At 59.6% G+C, this 19,806-nt stretch carries 17 protein-coding genes; 8 read left to right on the top strand and 9 right to left on the bottom strand.

What is annotated here, in order from left to right; genetic code table 11:
• Positions 1-30: 30 nt before the first annotated feature.
• Genes ppx through K7A42_RS18960 form a run of 4 tightly spaced genes read right to left on the bottom strand, consistent with a single transcriptional unit; the run spans position 31 to position 5,739 of the window.
• Positions 31-1,554 carry an exopolyphosphatase gene (ppx, locus tag K7A42_RS18975; RefSeq protein WP_004441136.1) on the bottom strand — a complete coding sequence of 508 codons (1,524 nt, stop codon included), beginning with the start codon at positions 1,552-1,554 and terminating at the stop codon, positions 31-33.
• Positions 1,551-3,854, bottom strand: coding sequence for an RNA degradosome polyphosphate kinase (locus K7A42_RS18970; RefSeq protein WP_416220916.1), 2,304 nt, complete (start codon positions 3,852-3,854; stop codon positions 1,551-1,553). The genes ppx and K7A42_RS18970 overlap by 4 nt, the downstream gene beginning before the upstream one ends.
• A complete protein-coding gene (hdaA, locus tag K7A42_RS18965; protein WP_153775401.1) occupies positions 3,851-4,579 on the bottom strand; it encodes a DnaA regulatory inactivator HdaA in 729 nt (242 codons plus the stop codon). Before hdaA ends, K7A42_RS18970 begins: the two co-directional genes overlap by 4 nt.
• A 2-nt stretch (positions 4,580-4,581) precedes the next feature.
• On the bottom strand, positions 4,582-5,739 hold the full coding sequence (locus K7A42_RS18960) for an AI-2E family transporter (RefSeq protein WP_004441130.1): 1,158 nt from the start codon (positions 5,737-5,739) through the stop codon (positions 4,582-4,584).
• A gap of 284 nt (positions 5,740-6,023) precedes the next feature.
• On the opposite strand from K7A42_RS18960, the gene purM reads away from it, so the two are divergent.
• The 3 genes from purM to K7A42_RS18945 all read left to right on the top strand — a co-directional run bounded on the left by purM (position 6,024) and on the right by K7A42_RS18945 (position 8,837).
• Positions 6,024-7,097, top strand: coding sequence for a phosphoribosylformylglycinamidine cyclo-ligase (gene purM, locus K7A42_RS18955; protein ID WP_004441129.1), 1,074 nt, complete (start codon positions 6,024-6,026; stop codon positions 7,095-7,097).
• Positions 7,094-7,768 carry a phosphoribosylglycinamide formyltransferase gene (gene purN / locus K7A42_RS18950; RefSeq protein WP_282455705.1) on the top strand — a complete coding sequence of 225 codons (675 nt, stop codon included), beginning with the start codon at positions 7,094-7,096 and terminating at the stop codon, positions 7,766-7,768. The genes purM and purN overlap by 4 nt, the downstream gene beginning before the upstream one ends.
• A gap of 133 nt (positions 7,769-7,901) precedes the next feature.
• Positions 7,902-8,837: an omptin family outer membrane protease gene (locus tag K7A42_RS18945; RefSeq protein WP_153775399.1), complete on the top strand. Its 936-nt coding sequence runs from the start codon at positions 7,902-7,904 to the stop codon at positions 8,835-8,837.
• A 56-nt stretch (positions 8,838-8,893) separates the two neighbouring features.
• On the opposite strand, the gene K7A42_RS18940 is transcribed toward K7A42_RS18945, so the two are convergent.
• The 3 genes from K7A42_RS18940 to K7A42_RS18930 are packed head-to-tail and all read right to left on the bottom strand — an operon-like array spanning position 8,894 to position 12,346.
• Positions 8,894-9,505 (bottom strand): NUDIX domain-containing protein, encoded by a 612-nt coding sequence (locus tag K7A42_RS18940; RefSeq protein WP_035207694.1) that lies wholly within the window; start codon positions 9,503-9,505, stop codon positions 8,894-8,896.
• 26 nt (positions 9,506-9,531) lie between these two features.
• On the bottom strand, positions 9,532-10,128 hold the full coding sequence (locus tag K7A42_RS18935; RefSeq protein ID WP_004441124.1) for an NUDIX domain-containing protein: 597 nt from the start codon (positions 10,126-10,128) through the stop codon (positions 9,532-9,534).
• 13 nt (positions 10,129-10,141) lie between these two features.
• Positions 10,142-12,346 carry a molybdopterin-containing oxidoreductase family protein gene (locus K7A42_RS18930; protein WP_282455704.1) on the bottom strand — a complete coding sequence of 735 codons (2,205 nt, stop codon included), beginning with the start codon at positions 12,344-12,346 and terminating at the stop codon, positions 10,142-10,144.
• A 41-nt stretch (positions 12,347-12,387) separates the two neighbouring features.
• On the opposite strand from K7A42_RS18930, the gene K7A42_RS18925 reads away from it, so the two are divergent.
• Positions 12,388-13,251, top strand: coding sequence for a 23S rRNA (adenine(2030)-N(6))-methyltransferase RlmJ (locus K7A42_RS18925; RefSeq protein ID WP_282455703.1), 864 nt, complete (start codon positions 12,388-12,390; stop codon positions 13,249-13,251).
• Position 13,252: 1 nt separating this feature from the next.
• Here K7A42_RS18925 and K7A42_RS18920 read toward each other — a convergent pair whose 3' ends face one another.
• A complete protein-coding gene (locus K7A42_RS18920) occupies positions 13,253-14,200 on the bottom strand; it encodes a lysylphosphatidylglycerol synthase domain-containing protein (protein WP_004441121.1) in 948 nt (315 codons plus the stop codon).
• Between the two features lie 206 nt (positions 14,201-14,406).
• Between K7A42_RS18920 and K7A42_RS18915 the strand changes: the two genes are divergently transcribed.
• A complete protein-coding gene (locus tag K7A42_RS18915) occupies positions 14,407-15,177 on the top strand; it encodes a ribonuclease T2 family protein (protein WP_282455702.1) in 771 nt (256 codons plus the stop codon).
• A 20-nt stretch (positions 15,178-15,197) separates the two neighbouring features.
• Positions 15,198-15,794 (top strand): glutathione S-transferase, encoded by a 597-nt coding sequence (locus tag K7A42_RS18910; protein ID WP_282455701.1) that lies wholly within the window; start codon positions 15,198-15,200, stop codon positions 15,792-15,794.
• A gap of 108 nt (positions 15,795-15,902) precedes the next feature.
• Here K7A42_RS18910 and K7A42_RS18905 read toward each other — a convergent pair whose 3' ends face one another.
• Entirely contained in the window at positions 15,903-16,559 is a 657-nt protein-coding gene (locus K7A42_RS18905) for an outer membrane protein (RefSeq protein ID WP_004441118.1), read from the bottom strand.
• A 348-nt stretch (positions 16,560-16,907) separates the two neighbouring features.
• On the opposite strand from K7A42_RS18905, the gene K7A42_RS18900 reads away from it, so the two are divergent.
• Positions 16,908-17,696 (top strand): SDR family oxidoreductase, encoded by a 789-nt coding sequence (locus K7A42_RS18900; protein ID WP_153775395.1) that lies wholly within the window; start codon positions 16,908-16,910, stop codon positions 17,694-17,696.
• Entirely contained in the window at positions 17,693-19,738 is a 2,046-nt protein-coding gene (gene uvrC / locus K7A42_RS18895) for an excinuclease ABC subunit UvrC (protein ID WP_282455700.1), read from the top strand. The genes K7A42_RS18900 and uvrC overlap by 4 nt, the downstream gene beginning before the upstream one ends.
• Positions 19,739-19,806 lie beyond the last annotated feature (68 nt).

Below are 19,806 nucleotides of genomic sequence, written 5' to 3'. Positions count from 1 at the left end.
TTCTGTCGTAAACAGAAACTCCGCCGCTCCTTATTCGAACACGAAGGCCAGCCGCTTGCCCGTCAGCTTCGCCAGTTGCTGCAAACGTCCGTCCAGCCGCTCGCCGGCAAAATCGCAATAATCATGCGGCACCACAAATTCCAGATCGAGATCCGGATTATCTGTCTTGCGGAATTTCAGGTGATCCACGACACCCGGCATGGAGGCTGAAAAAAGATATACGACGCGCAGCAGGCCGCCCAGCAGTTTGGCGAGTTCCTGCAGACGCTCCCCCGCCATGGCGGCAAGCGGCTCGGTGGTGCCGTTGTCGTTCAGGCCTTCAAAGCGGTAATAATTGGCAAGTGCAATATAGGCCCGCCCGGGATGGGTAATCGCCACGAAGGACGAGTGGGCGATGATATTGAGGGCCTGCAGACCGCGGTAATCCGGATGCGCGCGCCAGCTGATGTCGGCCAGCAGGCAGGCGGCCTGCCGATAGCGGCTTTCTTCTTCCGTCTCGTCGATGCCGAAAACCGGGAAGGTGCGACCGCTCCAGTCCGCCAGTTCTCGCGCATGCTCCGGAGAACGGGCGCGCAGAATGGCAAGTTCGTCGGCGGCAACCAGCAGCGGATCGGATTCGCGCTCCGCCTCCGTCAGCAGCGAATAAAGGTAACCCTCGCGTACGCCCTGTGCGGAAAAAGCGATCCTGGCCGGCTTCATCATCTTCAGAACTTCGCGCATGGCGATGGCACCGAATGGCAGGAGCGAGCGGCGGTTCTTGGAGACCGCCTGCCAGGCGGGATCCTTGCTATCCCGGGAGACGATGACCTCCTCGAGGAAATTCAGCATTTCCTCCAGCGGCAATTCATAACCCTGCATCATGTGCAGGGGATAACCGGATATCTCCATGTGCAGCTTGGCGATATTTCGCCAGGTGCCGCCGACGGCGTAAAAGGTGCGCCCCTCACCCGCCGCCAGAAGTTTGGCGAAGGATTTGACGTGCTTTCTGGCAATGGTCGCCGCTTTTTCCAGCGAGCCGTCCGATTGCTCCGAAAGCCGCAAACCGCCAAGCGGCAGGGTGATGCCTTCGCCGCAGCTCTTGCCCTTGATGTCGATCAGTTCCAGCGAGCCGCCCCCGAGGTCGCCGGCGATGCCATCAGGATCATGGAAACCGCTGATCACGCCATAGGCCGAATAAAGCGCTTCCTTCTCACCCGACAGAACCTCGATCTCGCAGCCGAGGATTGCTTCGGCCTCACGAATGAAATCGGGACCATTTTCCGCTTCTCGGGCCGCGGCCGTGGCCAGCACATAAAGCTGCTGCGCCTGCGCCTGCTCGGAGAGGGCGTGAAAACGCCTGAGCGCCAGGAGCGCGCGGCTCACACCTTCCTCATGCATGCGCCCCGTCAGCGCCAAACCTTTGCCAAGCCCGCAAAGCACCTTTTCGTTGAACAGCACCGCAGGCGCGCGGGAAAGACCTTCATATACGACAAGACGAACGGAGTTCGAGCCAATATCTATGACGGAAACGGGGGCAAGGCCGGTCAGCCGCCCCTGTGCTTCTGATCGAGTCATTCAGCCTGTTTCTTGCGGGACGAAATCAACCCGGCAATCAATTTGGGCGCACTGGATTTCAGGGCTTCACCACGTCCGGAAAGGCTGGGATTGGTCATGAAATAGTGCTGCGCGTTGAACGGTTCTTCGCCTTTACGCACCTCGATGCGCCTCGACGTTCCGTCCGCAAGTATCTCGTAGCTCTGCTGGTTGTCAATGAGATTGCCCAGCATAATCTGTGAAAGAACCTGCTCATGCACGGTGGGATTGGTCAGCGGCACCAGCGTTTCCACGCGGCGGTCAAGATTGCGCGGCATCATGTCGGCGGAGCCGATATAGACCAGCGCCTTGTCCGACGGCAGGCCGAAACCATTGCCGAAGCAGAAGATGCGGCTGTGCTCCAGGAAGCGGCCGACGATGGATTTGACGCGGATATTGTCCGACAGGCCGGGCACCTGCGGGCGCAGGCAGCAGATGCCGCGCACGACGAGGTCCACCTCAACACCCGCGGCGCTGGCATGGTAGAGCGCATCGATGATCTCTGGATCGACAAGCGAATTCATCTTCATCCAGATCGCCGCCGGCGCGCCGCGCTTGGCGTGCTCGATTTCCTCGTGAATATGCTTGAGGATGCGCGCGCGTAACGTATAGGGCGAGACGGCCAGCTTCATGCCCTCCTCCGGTTCGCCGTAACCCGTGATGAAGTTGAAGATATTCGCCATGTCGTGGGCGATCTTCGGGTTGCAGGTGAAGAAGGACAGGTCGGTATAGATCTTGGCCGTGATCGGGTGATAGTTGCCCGTGCCAAGGTGGCAGTAGGTCCTGAGCTTGCCATCCTCGCGGCGCACCACCATCGACATCTTGGCGTGGGTCTTGAGTTCTATGAAGCCGAACACGACCTGCACGCCGGCGCGCTCCAGATCGCGCGCCCAGCGGATGTTTGCTTCCTCGTCGAAACGCGCTTTGAGCTCGACCAGCGCGGTGACGGATTTACCTGCTTCCGCGGCATCGATCAGCGCGCGAACGATCGGGCTGTCGTTGGAGGTGCGGTAAAGCGTCTGCTTGATGGCGAGTACTTCGGGATCGCGCGCAGCCTGCAGGAGGAACTGCACCACCACGTCGAAGCTTTCATAGGGATGGTGAACCACCATGTCCTTTTCGCGGATAGCAGCGAGGCAATCGCCGGCATGTTCACGAACGCGCTCCGGGAAACGGGCATTGTAGGGCTCGAATTTCAGGTCGTCGCGCGGGGCACGCACGATTTCCGAGATAGTGTTGAGCGCGAGAAGACCGGGCAGAACCGCGACGCGATTATCCGGCACACCGAGTTCGTGCACCACGAACTGCCTGAGCGACTGCGGCATTTCGCTATCGGTCTCGATGCGGATGACGGAACCGCGGCGGCGGCGTTTCAGTGCGCTTTCGAAGAAACGCACCAGATCTTCGGCCTCTTCCTCCACCTCGATATCGCTATCGCGGATGATGCGGAACGTGCCGGAACCGCGAACGGTATAGCCGGGATAGAGCCGGTGAATGAACAGACCGACCACATCCTCGAGCGTGATGTAGCGGATGGCGTTCTTTTCATCCGGCAGCCGCACGAAGCGGTCGAGCGCCGGCGGCAGGCGCAAAAGCGCCGTCATCGGCTCGCGGCCGTTGACGCTGTCCAACTGCAGGCCCATGGAAAAGCCGAGATTGGGAATGAAGGGGAACGGGTGCGCCGGATCGATGGAGAGCGGCGTCAGCACCGGGAACATGCGTTCCTCAAACTCGGTCTCCAGCCAGTTGCGATCCTCATCCGAAAGCGCAGCCGGGCGTACGATGTAGATTTCTTCCTTGGCAAGATATTGCTGCAGAACGGCAAGCGAGGCCTGCTGCTCCATCTGCAGGTTGTCGATTTCCTTCAGAATATCTTCGAGCTGTTCTGCCGGGGTCTTGCCGTCCGGGGTCCTGACGGTGATCTTCTGGCGCACCTGGCCTTCGAGGCCGGCGACGCGAACCATGAAGAACTCATCGAGATTGGCCGCCGAGATGGACAGGAAACGCAGCCGCTCCAGCAGCGGGTGATCGGTGTTCAGCGTTTCCTCAAGGACACGGCGGTTGAACTGGAGCCAGGAGAATTCACGGTTGATGAAACGCGCGGGGCTATCCCAGAGGTTCTCGCCCTCGGTCTGCGGCTGAACCTTGTTGAAATCTTCCTGCGCGACAGCGTCCATGCCCTGTTCCATCCCCTGACCAATTTCCAATCCGTGATCCTGCTGCATCCCGCGAGCGTCCTTCTTGCCCGTATAACAGTTTGACGACGGAACTGTGACAGTCAATCGTCGTCCGGTCCGTTATGTCTCTCGGCATTGTCCATCGCGTTGAGGACTTCCGCCACCAGTGGGCGGGTGATCCTCGTTCCGCGCGAAAGCGCCAGCCTGTCGATACGCTCTACGATCGTCTGCGCCGTATCGAGCGAACGTTCCATTCTGTTGACGATGTAGCCTATGAGTTTGTCATCCATGTAAAGCTGCCGGTCAGCGAAGAGCTTCACCAGCACCTGCGCCAGCAGCGCCTCGTCCGGTTCACCCGTTTCCACCACCGTCACGGCCTTGAGGCGCGAGCGCAGATCCGGCAGCGTGACGGGCCAGGCCGACGGCCATTGCCGGCTGGTCATCAGAAGCGTCGTGCCATTCTGGCGTACGCTGTTGATGACATGGAAGAGTTCGGTATCGTCAAAACCACGCCGATCGGCATCCTCGAATAGCACCGCCCCCCTTTCGGCCGCGCGCGCGGCATCCGCGCCCGCTTGCGGATGAATTTCGCGGGCCTCGCTGATATTTTTCCAGATATTGGCAAGGTGCGATTTTCCGGAACCGGGCGGCCCTGCCAGCACGACCACCGGCGAGGGCCAGTGCGGCCATGCGTCAACGAGGCTGACGGCGGCCTCCAGCGAAGCCGACACGAGGAGATCGTCCCGGCCGGAGGCGGACGGATGCGAAAATGCGAGCGGCAGCTGCTCGGCCTTCGACCGGGCGTTGTCGATTTTGATTGGGTCAGTCATTGTCAGCTCTGAGAGTCAACCTTGCCGGAGGACGTTTCCCTTTCTTCCAGGGTAAGGTTGGCTTCCCAGGGAAGGTTGGCGGCGTGCCCGTGGTAAAGATCGCTTTCAAGATACCGTGACAAGGCGAAGCGGACAAGCACGCCGACCGCCGCCGCAGCCGGCACCGCGACGAGAAGCCCGACGAAGCCGAAAAGCGCGCCGAAAGCGAAGAGGGCAAACATCAGCCAGACAGGATGCAGGCCGACGCTGCTGCCGACAAGTTTCGGCTGCAGGATGTTGCCTTCGATGAACTGGCCGGAAAAGAACACGACGAGGGTCAGCACGACATAGAGATAATCCGGCCAGAACTGCACGATGGCGACGCCAACCGCCAGGATCAGGCCGACCATGGAGCCGATATAGGGAATGAAGCTGATGAGGCCCGAAAAAAGGCCGATCAAAAGGCCGAAATTAAGGCCGACCAGCGACAGGCCGACGGCGTAATAAACCCCGAGAATGAGGCAGAGCGAGCCCTGCCCACGCACGAAACCGGCAATGGTCTTGTCCATGTCGCGGGCGATCTGGCGCACCGTGTGCACGTAATCGCGCGGTATCCAGCTGTCGACCTTGTCGATCATCCGGTCCCAGTCAAGCAACAGGTAAAAGGCGACGACGGGAGTGACCACCAGGAGCGACACGACATCGACCAGCGATTTCCCGGAATTCCATATCTGCGTCAGCAATGTGCCGATGAAACCCGCACCTTCGGTGAGGAGTTTCGAGAAGTTCTCCTTTACCGCATCGATCTGGCTGCTCACCCAGTCCGGCAGGAGATTGGTATCGGCGCCGGCGATCAGCTGCTGCAGCGACGAGATATATTGCGGGATGCGCGTAATGAATTCCGAGGCCTGGGCGGCAATGAGCGGAATGATGATGATGAGCGACAGCGCGAAGACCAGCACGAAGGAGATGAGAATGACGACTGTGGCCATAAGCCGGCTGAGGCCGCGCCTCTCCAGCCAATCGGCCACCGGATCGAGAAAATAGGCTAGCGCCATGCCAGCCACGAAAGGCAGGAGAATGGAGCTGAAGACCATCAGGAAGAGGATAAAGACGGCAAGCACGCCGATCCAGAAAAACACCTGCCGGCGCAGGCTGGTACCGCTTACATGGGGTTGCATCCGTTCATCCTTCTGTCACCGCATCGTCATCCCGCATCATGGAGATAGGATGGGCGTGGGCACATGGTCAAGACTGCGTCGGCAAAGGGATAAGGGGGGCTGAAAAAGCCGACAACGCAGAATATCCGGTCCCACCTTCGCCGCATTGCGGCAAATGCTGCCGAGAGCGGCCATCGCGGAACGTCAAAGCCGTTAAAAACCGGAGGTTTTGCCACGCAAACCCTTGCATCAGGCCCCGTCCCGTGCGAATGGCGACGCCAAAGGAACCAGCGGAGACGAGAGCCATGAGCCAGTCGGGCAAGAACGGTCTTACCTATAGTGACGCAGGGGTGGATATCGACGCCGGCAATCTGATGGTCGAGAAGATCAAACCGGCGGTGCGTTCCACGCGACGTCCCGGCGCGGACGGCGAAATCGGCGGCTTCGGCGGCCTGTTCGATCTGAAAGCCGCTGGCTTCACCGACCCGGTTCTGGTGGCCGCCAATGACGGCGTCGGCACCAAGCTGAAGATCGCCATCGACGCAAACTATCACGACACCGTCGGTATCGATCTCGTCGCCATGTGCGTCAACGATCTCGTGGTTCAGGGTGCAGAACCGCTGTTCTTCCTCGATTATTTTGCCACCGGCAAGCTCGATCCCGACCAGGGCGCTGCGATCGTTTCCGGCATCGCCGCCGGCTGCCGCGAATCCGGTTGTGCGCTGATCGGCGGCGAAACCGCTGAAATGCCGGGAATGTACTCAGATGGTGATTACGACCTCGCGGGCTTTGCCGTGGGCGCGGCCGAACGCGGCCAGCTGCTGCCGGCCGGCGACATTTCCGAGGGCGACGTCATTCTTGGCCTGTCCTCATCCGGCGTCCACTCCAACGGCTTCTCGCTGGTGCGCAAGATCGTATCGATCTCCGGGCTCGACTGGGATGCACCTGCTCCCTTCGCCGATGGCAAGAAGCTGGGCGAAGCGCTGCTGACTCCAACCCGCATCTATGTGAAGCCGCTCCTGAAGGCGATCCGCGAGACCGGCGCGCTGAAGGCACTGGCGCATATTACCGGCGGCGGTTTCCCGGAGAATATTCCGCGCGTTCTGCCCAAACATCTCGCCGCCGAGATCGACCTCGAAGCGATAGAGGTTCCTGCCGTCTTCTCCTGGCTTGCGAAAACCGGTGGTGTCGAAGCAAAGGAAATGCTGCGCACCTTCAATTGCGGCGTCGGCATGATCGTCGTGGTTTCGGCTGAAAATGCCGAAAAGGTCACCGAAGTTCTGACGGCCCAAGGCGAGACCGTCTTCCCGCTCGGCCGCATGGTCGCCCGTGAAGAAGGCGCGCATGGCACCATCTACAAGGGCGCCCTCGCCCTATGATGCCCGCCGCCCTGTCGTCCGGCCGCAAACGTGTCGTCGTTTTCATCTCCGGCAGCGGCTCCAACATGGTGTCGCTGGTAAAGGCCTGCCAGACGGCGGATTTTCCGGCGGAAATCGCCTGCGTGATCTCGGACAAGGCAACTGCCGGCGGGCTGGAAAAGGCACGGGGTTTCGGCATTCCGACCCTCGTCTTCGAACGCAGGACCTATGCGAGCAAGACGGAACATGAGGGCGCCATTCTGGCCGCTCTTGGGGAGATTGCGCCTGACATCATCTGTCTCGCCGGCTATATGCGGCTGATCTCGGGGGATTTCATTGCCCCCTATGAAGGCCGCATCATCAATATCCACCCTTCCCTGCTGCCGCTTTTCCCCGGTTTGCATACGCATGAGCGTGCCATCGACAGCGGCATGAAGATTTCCGGCTGCACGGTCCATTTCGTCACCGAAGGTATGGACGAGGGCCCGACGATTGCGCAGGGGGCTGTGCCGGTTCTTTCCGACGACACGGCCGATACCCTGGCTGCGCGGATCCTCACCGTCGAGCACCAGCTCTATCCACTGGCGCTGAAATTACTCGCCGAAGGCAAGGTACGGATGGAAGGCGGAAAAGCCGTTTTCGACAGGAACGAAAGTAAAACCGAGTATTCCATCCTTGTTTCTGCCTCGTGATGTAGCTATTCCTAAAGTACATAGATAAATCAGAATTGGTATCTTCGGTGAAATAAACCGATCATTTACCATAATCGTCTTTAATGACCGCAACGGCCTCTACTTCAGGCCCTCCGGACGTTCAGGAGCGATTATGCGATTTTCGAGATTTCCCCTGCCGCTTTCTGCGGCTTTACTGATGGGTACCTGCCTGCCACTCGCCGCCGAACAAAACGGCATTACGGCTTCACTGGATGCCGGCGTTCTCAATCTCCGGGCGACGGAAACTGTTTATCTCGGTGGCCGCAAGGTGAGCGAACTGGAATGGGAAACGAAAAACGCCGTGGCGTTGCGCGGCTCGCTCGGCCTCGAACTAGCGCCCGGCTGGCGCGTCAAGGCGGAAGGCCGCATCGGTTTTGAAGGCGATGGCTACATGACCGACTACGACTGGGTATGGCCCTTTTCGAAAGACAGCTCCAAGGAGAATTGGAGCGATCGCTCCCAGCATGATGACACACGGCTCGACCATTATTTTTCGGGAGGCCTCGAACTCAATCGCACATTGCTGGAGGATCCGCAGCAATATCTCAGCGCGGGCGTCGGTTTTCGCTACACCGATGTGCAATGGTCGGCCTATGGCGGCAACGCCGTTTACAGTGTTTTCTCCCGCCGCGATTTCTCAGGCAAATTCAAGGATGGCCTCAAGGGAATCACCTATCGCCAACAGATACCGGTTTTCTACGGCAACCTGACGGGCGGCCAGAGATTCGGCAACTGGTCGCTCAATCTCGGTCTCGAAGGTGGCGCCATGGTCTACGCCAAGGCGACTGACGATCACTGGCTGCGCGACATGCGCTTCACTGACAAATTCGACGTTGCCGGCATGTTCGGGGTGAAGGCAGGCGTTGCCTATGACGTGACGGAAAACGCCTCGATCTACCTCGACGGCGCTTACGACTATACCAGCCTCGGGCGCGGGAACACGCATTATAGCGGCGCGGGCGCCGGAAGCCTGTCGTCGGAGAAGAACGCTGGTGGCGGCGACTTACAGTCGATTTTCGTGGGTGCCGGCGTCAGAGGGCGATTTTAGCGTCGATGGCCGTATCCGTGGGTTAGTTCACTGGATATGCTCAAGCCGCCCCGCCTTTAAAGCCGGTCGCGATTAAGCATCGCCCATTGCAGCAGAATGATCGTCTTCGAATCCGTGATTTCACCCGAGGCGATCATTCCGAAAGCTTCGTCGAGACCATAGGTCAGAACCTCGATATCTTCGCCTTCATCCTCCAGTCCGCCACCGCTGCCCGCTTGCACGTCGAGATCGATGCGGGCGACGAAGAGACTGACCTTTTCAGTCAGCGTGCCAGGGCTGGCATACATGTCGAAGAGGTATTCAACCTTTTCGACGGCGTAACCGGATTCCTCCATCGCCTCACGGCGGATTGCATCAGCGGCATCGTCGCCATCGAGAAGCCCTGCCGGAACTTCGATCATGAAGTTCGGGTCGCCGTTGACGAAGGCGGCGGGGCGAAACTGGCGTACCATTACCACGCTGTCGCGTTTCGGGTCATAAAGGAGAATGGCGGCGGCGAGGCCGTGATCATGGACCTCCCTCACAATACGGATCGTCTTGCCGTCAGGCATGCGCTGGTCAAAAACGAGCTTCTGCAAATGCACGAAGCCCTTCCAGACGGTTTCCTTTTCCACCAGCCGGATCCGGTCAGTCGCGGCAGCGGGCGACTTTAAGAGCGACACGTTCATAAGAGTCTCCGAAAGATGATGAAATCTCAGGCTGTCAGGGAGGCGCGGTTCAACGCCGCCCATTGCAGCAGCATGATCGTCTTGCCATCGCATATCTCGCCCGTCTCGATCATCTTCATGGCGTCGTCCAGCGGGATTTCCACGACCTCGATATCCTCGTCCTCATGGGCCGCACCGCCGCCTTCTTCGACACGATCCGAAGATTCGACAATCGCGGCGAAGAAATGAATGATCTCGGTGACAGAACCGGGCGACATGAACGATTTGAACAGGAACCGCACGTCCCTCACGACGTAGCCCGTTTCTTCCGTCACCTCGCGGCGGATGGCTTCGGCCGGATTATCGCCGTCCAGCAGGCCGGCCGGGGCTTCAAGGAGCCAGCCGGGATGACCGTTCACATGGGCCGGCATGCGAAACTGCCGTACCAGAACAACCGTCTGGCGTCGTGGATCAAACAGCAGGATCGTCGCGCCGTTGCCACGGTCATAGGCTTCGCGCCTGATGACTTTCGTTTCGCCACGGGAATTGGTGTAATTGTAGGTTATGTTGCGGAGGTGATACCAGTTCTTTGAAAGCGTTTCGTCTTTCAGAATTTCAATTTTCACGTTGTCGAACTTCGTCATTCAAAATCTTCCGTCAGCTTTTGCGCAGCCAAACCTTGTTGTCGTGAAATGCCGCGCCGCCATAGGGAGCGACGGCGTCGGCACCGGTCAGCACGTTGATGCCCTCGCCGTCCAGATGCGCCTTGTTCGGCCATAGCCCTTCGGCAATGAGCACTCCCGGCCTAGCACCTTCCACGATTTTCGCGTGGAGCCGGACCTCGCCTCGCCCGTTGCCGATGCGGACGATGTCGCCATCAGAAATGCCGTTGATGGCGGCATCCTCAGGACAGATCATCAGTTCCGGGCGACCTTCCTTCTGCACGGAGGTTTTGGTTTCCGCGAAAGTGGAATTCAGGAAGTTGCGCGCGGGCGATGTCGCCAGTCGGAAGGGATGGTCAGCATCCGCAACCTCGATGACATCGACCTGATCCGGGAATTTCGGAAATTCCGACACCGGCCCCATCACGCCGATGTTCTTCGGCGGCTTGTTGGGAGAAGGCCCCGTTGCCCAATCGGGGCTGAAACGGAACTTCCCGTCACCGTAACCGAAGCCTTCAAGATAATGCGCGACCTCGAACGGTGGCTGCGCATCGATCCATTTCTCTTCGGCGAGCGTATCGAAGTAGCCCCAGCCACTGACTTTCAGCATATGATCGACATGATCGCGCGCTGAAAGGCCAAAGCCCGGCATGTGGTCGATCCCGAGACGCTTTGCCAGCTCCTCGATGACGAAGAGGTTGGTACGCACCGTTTCGGGCGGCTCCACCAGTTTAGGACCAAGCAAGATGTGATTCTGGCCGCCGGCGCGGTAAATGTCGTCATGTTCGAGGAACATGGTGGCGGGCAGCACGATATCGGCAAGCTCGGCCGTTTCCGTCATGAATTGCTCATGCACGGCGACGAAGAGATCATCGCGCAGGAAGCCCTGCTTCACCAGCCTCTGTTCGGGCGCGACATTGACCGGATTGGTGTTCTGGATGAGCAGCGCCGTCACCGGGCCGCCGTGGCGCAGCGCTTCGGCGTCCCCCGTCAGCACGCGGCCGATCTGCGACTGGTCGAGCTGGCGCACGTCGGGGTCGGCATAGGCCGTGCCCATGAGCTCCGCCTTGTTGAGCCGGAAGATGTCGCCATTATTGTGGAACGCGCCGCCGCCCTCATATTGCCAGGAACCGAGCACCGTGGCGATCGAAAGCGCTGCATGCATGGCGACCGCGCCGTTGCGCTGTCGGGCAAAGCCATATCCGAGCCGGAAGAAGGTCTTTTTCGTGACGCCAACCAGCCTCGCGAAATCCTCGATCTCGTCGACCGAAAGGCCCGTGATCTCTGATGCCCACTGCGGCGTCTTCGTCTTCAAATGCGCCTCGAGCCCGGCCGGGTCGTCGGCGAAGCGCGCCATGTAACCACGGTCGGCGTAACCGTCGCGGAAGGCGATGTGCATTACGGCGCATGCCAGCGCCGCATCCGTGCCGGGTCGGACGACGAGGCGCATATCCGCCTGTTTCATGGTCGGATTGTCATAGATGTCGACCACGACGATCTTCGCGCCGCGTTCCTTGCGGGCCTTGACCGCATGGGTCATGACATTGACCTGCGTGGCGACCGCATTGGTGCCCCAGATGACGACGACATCGGCCTTGCCGATCTCGCGCGGATCGGGGCCGCGCAAGGCGCCCGTGCCCATCACATAGCCGGTCCAGGCCATGTTGGTGCAAATCGAGCCGAAGAAGCCCGAATATTTCTTGGCGTGGCGCAGCCGCTCGATGGAGTCGCGCTGCACCTGCCCCATGGTGCCCGCATAGAAATAAGGCCAGATGGCCTCCGCGCCGTGCCGGGCTTCTGCCTTCACAAAAGCGTCGGCGACCTCGTCCAGCGCCGCTTCCCAGGAAATTTCCTGCCAGTCGCCCGCCCCTTTTGCGCCCTTGCGGCGCTTCGGGGTCAGCAGACGACCGGGATGATAGATGCGCTCGGAATACCGCGCCACCTTGGCGCAGATCACGCCGGCGGTGTAGGTGTTGGCATTGGCGCCGCGCACACGACCGATGCGGCCATCGGCATTGATATCGACCTCCAGCGCGCACGCGCTCGGACAGTCATGCGGGCAGACCGTGTGTCCGATACGGACTTCGGCCTTCAGGGTGGCTTTTTCAGCGGAAATCGGGGTCGCAACGTTCATGTCTTTTGTATATTGCATCAACGATGCGGCAAAAAGGCCGAAGTGACGTCCATCAAGAATATTCATCCTGACCATTCATCCGGATAAACGGCAAGCGAGACACATCCATGAACTACCGCCACATTTATCACGCCGGCAATTTCGCGGATGTCCTCAAACATGCCGTTCTCGCCTGCCTCGTGCGTTACCTGCAGAACAAGGACAAGGCCTTTCGGGTACTGGACACCCATGCCGGCATCGGTCTTTACGACCTGACGTCTGAAGAGGCGCAGAAAACCGGCGAATGGCAGACCGGCATCGGAAAGCTGATGGAGGGTGATCTGCCCGACCCTATCGCCGAACTGCTGGAGCCCTATCTTGCCGCCGTGAAGGAACTCAATCTTGAAGGCGGTGTCAAATTCTACCCCGGCTCACCGAAACTCGCGCGTATGCTGTTTCGCCCGCAGGACCGGCTTTCGGCCATGGAACTGCACCCGGATGACAGCCGCGCGCTCGCGCGGCTATTCGAAGGTGACTATCAGGTGCGGGTGACCGAGCTCGATGGCTGGCTGTCGCTTGGCGCGCATCTGCCGCCGAAAGAAAAACGCGGGCTCATCCTCGTTGATCCGCCATTTGAGCTGGAGAATGAATATCAGCGCTTGGCCGATGGCCTGAACAAAGCCTACCGACGTTTTTCCACTGGCACCTATTGCCTGTGGTATCCGCTCAAGAAAGGCGCGCCGATCAAGGATTTCCACGAGCGGCTGCAATCCTTCGAGATTCCGAAGATGCTATGCGCGGAACTTTCCGTCAGGAGCGACCGGCTGGATGGGCTGAGCGGCTCCGGCCTCATCATCGTCAATCCGCCCTACACGCTGAAAGAAGAGCTGCACACGCTGCTGCCTTACCTCAAGACAAGGCTGGCGCAGGACAGGTTTGCCTCGCAACGCGCCTTCTGGCTGCGCGGCGAGGAAAAGCCGGAAGACGGCTGAGTTACCTTAACCCTTCCCTTTTCTGCGCCGCGGCCAGCTGTGATCTTTCGAAGAAGAGGATCACGAACAGCGCCATGATGAAGGGGATGATGAGGTAAAACAGGCGGAAGACCAGGAGCGCCGCGATGACGTCGGCCGGGTTCATGTCCGGCAGGCCGGTGACGAAGACGAGTTCCAGCACGCCCAATCCGCCCGGCGCATGCGAAATGAGCGCTGCGGAAAACGACACCAGAAATATGCCGAGAATGACCATATAGCCGGGATTGCCGGCTTCCGGCAGCGCGAAATAGATGATGCCCGCCGCGCCGATCAGCTCGATGGGGCCAATGACCAGTTGCTGCGCCACAAGCTTCGGCGCCGGGTATGGCAACACGAAGGAGCCGATCTTCAGAGGCTTCAGCCTGAGCAGGCTACCGAGAACATAAAGGCTGACGAAAAAGAGCAGCACGACGCCTGTCGTGGTCGAGGCTTCGACCGGCAGTATGCCCGTGAACCGTTCAGTGATGTCAGGCTCGTAAAGCAGCACCAGTCCGATCAGCATGATCGTGCCGATGAGGAAGGTGAAAGAGCAGAGGCCGACGAGAACGCCCACTTCCGCCACACTTAGTCCCTTCGACGTATACGCCCGATATCGCACCACGGCGCCCGAAAACACCGACGCACCGACATTGTGGGACAGCGCATAGGTGGTGAAGGAGGTGAGCGTGATGAAGAGCCAGTTCACCTTGCGGCCAAGATGCTGCAACGCGATGCGGTCATAACCGGCAAGCGCGGCATAGGCCAGCAGGGTGGAGAGACCCGAACACAACCAGTCCCGCACCCGAATGGCCTTCAGGCTGTCCCAGAGATCATCAAGCGACAGGCCGCGCAATTCGTGAAAGAGCAACCAGGCGGAAAAACCGATCGTCGCAAAGCCAACGACGGGCCAGATATATTTCTTGAATTTCATGCGGTCATGCCCGCCTATTTCCTCCAGCTTCACCCCAGCCTGTTCCGTCTTTTGCGGAGATTCGTTCGACTCTATTCGTTATGCGGCGAAGCTTTCAACCTTTTCATCAAAGATTGGCGGTTTGCCCCGTTCACAAGTTGATGTAAGACCGGATCGTCGCCTGCCGGCGATATGAGGTCGTCCATTTTCCGGGGAACGTACACGGAATGAAGCGTTATGCCGGTTTCATCGCTCTGGGCCTTCTGTCGCTCGGCGCCTTATGGTTCGCGCAGCAAAATCCGGCCCCAACCACACCGGCCGACCGGCAGACACAACCCCAATCGCAGACCGCCGGCAATTCCTGGCCGGATGCTCCAGGGCGCGCGGTTTCTCAAGCGAAGCCGGATAAGAGGCCTCCGCCGCGCGGAAGCGGCTTCGATTTTTATGTGCTCTCGCTTTCATGGTCACCGGCATTCTGCGCCAGTTCCGAAGGCTCTGGCAACCGACAGCAGTGCGGCAGCGACAGGCGTTACGGATTCGTGGTGCACGGGCTATGGCCGCAGAACGAAAACGGCTATCCCGAATTCTGCCGAAGCGACGAGCCTGAGCGTGTTCCGGACGCGATCGGCCGCACCATGTTCGACATCATGCCCTCCATGGGCCTGATCGGCCATCAGTGGCGCAAACACGGCTCCTGTTCCGGCCTGTCGCAGCGAGACTATTTCTCGGCGACGCGGGCCGCCTTCGAGGCCGTCCGGCTGCCGGAGAGAATCGCTTCCGGCGCCGAAACAGCCACGCTTTCCGCCGATGCGATAGAAACCGCCTTTATCGATGCCAATCCCGGCCTGTCGAAACGCGGCATTTCCATCAGCTGCGATGGCAAGCGCCTCGAAGAAGTGCGCATCTGCCTTAACCGGGACATGACATTCCGCGATTGCCCGGAGCTTGACCGCAAGGGCTGCCGCGCGAGTTCAACCGAAATCATCCCCATTCGCTGATCAACCCACAGGACCCAACCATGGAACTGCTCTATTCGCCTGCCTCCCCCTACTCCGCCAAGGTGCGCATGGCGGCCCGTCATCTCGACATCGACATAACCTCCGTTCGCGTTGACACCAACGCCGAGCCGGCCACGCTGATGGACAATAATCCGCTGGGAAAGATTCCGGTGCTGCTGCTTGATGATGGCGGATCGGTCTACGACAGCGTGGCCATCATGCATTATCTCGACCGTCTTTCAGGCGGTAAACTCTACCCCAAAAAGAACGGCAAGCGCACGGATGTGGAAATTCTGGAGGCGCTGTGCGACGGCATCATGGATTGCCTGCTGGCCATCGTCTACGAGCGCCGTTTCCGACCGGAAGAGAAAATTCACCAGCCCTGGATCGACAAGCAGTGGAGCAAGGTGGTGCGCGGGCTCGACCATCTCAACGCCAACCCGCCGAAGACCGGCAAGAAGCTGCACGGCGGCCATTTCGCGCTGGCTGCGATGATCGGTTATCTAGACCTGCGTTTTGCGGGCGAGTGGGCCGAAGGGCGCGGTGCGCTGGCGGCGTGGCCGGAAACCTTCGGCAAGCGTTTCGAGGCCTATACGGAAATGAAGGCCGCCGCCTGACGTGACCGCGCAGAACACCCGGCTTTTTGCCGGGCGTTCAACGGCAAATTACAGACACAAAAAAGCCGGGGCATGACCCCGGCTTTTCTTTGACCGATCCGGAAAGGATCAGAACTTGACGCCGATACCGGCCTTGACCGAGTGGTCGTCATAACCGCGCGAGAAGGCGTCGTTGCCGAGCGTATAGTCCTTCTTCTGGTAATCGCTGTAGCGATATTCCAGACGGGCGGTGATGTTGTCGGTCACCATGGCTTCTACACCGGCACCAACCGTGTAACCGAGAGCCGTGGCGCTGTCCTTGTTGACGCCGTCACGAACCTTGTTGTCGGAGACAGCAAGACCGGCCGTACCATAGAGCAGGAACGGGTTCATGTCGTAACCAACGCGGCCACGCAGCGAGCCGTTGACGCCCTGCTTGCCTTCGACCGAGCGACCTGCGACCGTACCGGCGGAACCGCGCTCGTCACCCATGTTGACGTCAGCTTCGGCACCGTAAACGATCTGGCCATTCTGCCAGTTGTAACCGCCGTACAGACCGCCGCCAGCGCCCTTGGCGTCACGGCCGTCGTTGCTGGAGCTGAAACGGCCCCAATCGTAGTTGACGGTACCACCGAGGTAAGCGCCGGACCAGTCCTTGACCGGTGCTGGCTGGTCGTAGGAAACCGGTGCCTGCGGCACTTCGTTTACGGCGTCAGCGGCGTGAGCAGCCGAAAAGCCAGCGGCGGCCATGGTCGAAGCCATAAGGGTTGCTACGAAAATACGCATGTTATTCTCCTTTCAGGACCGCTCTGCACTCAAAACATTGTTTTCAGACGCGGCATAATTCGTCGGGTTGATCGCCCCTCTGGAAACCGAATTTGATGGGAGAATGCGGAGATCAAAGAGCCAAAATGTGAATTGTTTGGGGCAGACGCGTGACTAGAATTAGACGTTGCCTAATTGCCACAAGGGTTTTATTAACCCTAACAGAAGGCTAAACAAAAATAGATCGCCTTTAAACTTCGTTATATTAAAATTAAACCGAAATTGCATTGTGAATAAAAAATCGCCCAATTCTTTTCGGGCCGAGTGACAGCTTGCGATTTGCATTTATATCCAGCAAATAGGGCGTGTATGAGCAAATGCAGGTCCGCTGTGAAAGAAGATATACCGAAGACAGTCTTGATTACCGGGGCCGCGCGGCGGCTTGGGCGCGCTATCGCCACCGATCTGGCCAGCCACGGCTTTGCGATCGCGGTCCATGCCAATGAATCGATCGCGCAGGCGGAGGAATTCGCTAACGAAATAAGGCAGAAAGGTGGCAGGGCTGCAGCCGTTCAGGCGGACCTGACACAATCAGCCCCGACAGCGGCGCTGATCGAAAAGGCGTCTTCCGCCCTCGGCCCCATCGGCGTCGTCGTCAACAATGCGTCTGTTTTTCTCGGCGACACGGCGGAAGCGCCTGACCCTGATATCTTCGATGCGCATTTTGCCGTGCATGTGCGGGCGCCTTCCCTCATCGCCGCCGCCTTTGTCGAACAGTTGCCCGCCGATAAATCCGGGATGATCGTCAATATCATCGACCAGCGTGTGCTTGCGCTCACGCCACGCTTTTATTCCTACACCCTTTCGAAATCAGCGCTTTGGACCGCCACACGGACGATGGCGCAGAGCTTCGCGCCGCGCGTCAGGGTGAATGCCATCGGGCCTGGGCCCACCTTCAAAAGCGAAAGACAGGCGCCCGAGGACTTTCAGGCGCAGATCGACGGCCTTATATTAAAGCGTGGTCCTGCGCCGGACGAGTTCGGGCGGACGATTCGCTTTCTTTACGACACGCCGTCGGTCACCGGACAAATGATCGCGCTCGACGGCGGCCAGCACCTTGGCTGGGAAACCCCTGACGTGGCGGAGATACCTGAATGAACGGAAAGAAGCTGCCTGATGGCGGTATTCTCTTCGATGAAACCGACGACGAAGATGACGATGCAAGCCTTGCCGCAACGGAAACGGCCGAGGCTCCGCGCGACGTCGCCGGCATGGACTGGAATGCGGGATGGAAGAACGAATCCGGCCTGAGGGGCATGGACCTCATTGGCGAATTCGTCAAACACCTGCCCAATGCGCCGGGTGTCTATCGCATGTTCAACGAGGCGGGCGACGTGCTTTACGTCGGCAAGGCACGCTCGTTGAAGAAGCGCGTCGGCAATTATGCGCAGGGCCGCGTGCATTCCAACCGCATCGCCCAGATGGTGCGTCATACCACGCACATGGAATTCGTCACCACCCGCACGGAGACCGAGGCGCTTCTTCTGGAAGCGAATCTAATCAAGCGCTTGCGGCCGCGATTTAACGTACTTCTGCGCGACGACAAGTCCTTCCCCTATATTCTCATCACCGCCGACAACCGTGCCCCAGCGATCTTCAAGCACCGGGGAGCAAGGGCGCGCAAGGGCGACTATTTCGGACCCTTCGCGTCCGCCGGCGCGGTTGGCCGCACGATCAATTCGCTGCAGCGCGCCTTCCTGATACGCACCTGCACAGACAGTGTGTTCGAAACCCGCACCCGTCCCTGTCTTCTGTACCAGATCAAGCGCTGTTCCGGGCCCTGTACGCATGAGATCAGCGACGAGGGCTACGCGGAGCTGGTCAAGGAAGCCAAGGATTTCCTGTCCGGCAAGAGCCAGAGCGTCAAGACCGCAATTGCCCGACAAATGAACGAGGCTTCCGAAGACCTCGATTTCGAGCGCGCCGCCATCTATCGCGACCGGCTAGCGGCACTTTCGCACGTACAGAGCCACCAGGGCATCAACCCCGCCGGCATTGAAGAGGCGGATGTCTTCGCCATCCACCACGAAGGCGGCATTTCCTGTATTCAGGTGTTCTTTTTCCGCACCGGCCAGAACTGGGGCAACCGCGCCTATTTCCCCAAGGCCGATCCGTCCCTGCCCGGCTCGGAAATTCTCAACGCGTTTCTGGCGCAGTTCTACGACGACAAGCCGGTGCCGAAACAGATCCTGCTTTCCGAAACGGTGGAGGAACAGGAACTGCTGGCGGCCGCCCTCGGGGAGAAAGCCGGGCACAAGGTCACGATCAGCGTGCCGCAGCGCGGCGAGAAGAAGGACATTACCGATCACGTGCTTGCCAATGCCCGCGAGGCGCACGGCCGCAAGCTCGCGGAAACATCGTCTCAGGCGCGGCTGCTGAAGGGCTTTGCCGAGACTTTCGGCCTTGCCTACGTGCCTCGGCGGATCGAAATCTACGATAACTCGCACATCATGGGCACCAATGCGGTCGGCGGCATGGTGGTGGCGGGGCCGGAAGGTTTCGTGAAGAACCAGTATCGCAAGTTCAATATCAAATCGACCGACATCACGCCGGGCGACGATTTCGGCATGATGCGGGAGGTGATGACCCGCCGCTTCTCACGCCTGCTGAAAGAAGAAGGAAAGCCGGATCGCGAGCGCATACCGACAGCAGAAGAAGCTGCCGACATGCCCTTCCCCGCCTGGCCGGACGTGATCCTGATCGATGGTGGTCAGGGGCAGATGACGGCGGTGCGGGCCATCCTCGACGAACTCGGCATTCGCGACTGCGTAACCGCCATCGGCGTCGCCAAAGGCATGGACCGCGAGGCGGGCCGTGAACGTTTCTTCGCGGACGGGCGCAGCGATTTTTCCCTGCCGCCACGTGATCCCGTGCTCTACTTCATTCAGCGCATGCGTGACGAGGCGCACCGTTTCGCGATCGGATCGCACCGGGCCCGGCGCAAGAAGGAAATGGTGCGCAATCCGCTGGACGAAATCTCGGGAATCGGACCGGGGCGCAAACGTTCGTTGCTGCAGCATTTTGGAACCGCCAAGGCGGTTTCCCGCGCGGGCCTCAATGACCTGATGGCCGTCACCGGCATTTCCGAGACGGTGGCGCGGCAAATTTACAATCACTTCCACGAGAGCGGCAGCGATTGACGCAGAACGGCGGGGCTGACCTGCTAAAAAAACATAATCACGTGTTGACGCTATGCCCTAGCGGCGGC

This window comes from Agrobacterium sp. InxBP2, from assembly GCF_026191755.1.
Classification (GTDB): domain Bacteria; phylum Pseudomonadota; class Alphaproteobacteria; order Rhizobiales; family Rhizobiaceae; genus Agrobacterium; species Agrobacterium pusense.
The sequence above is the reverse complement of the archived record's forward strand: the minus strand, read 5'-3'. Positions and strand labels throughout refer to the sequence as shown.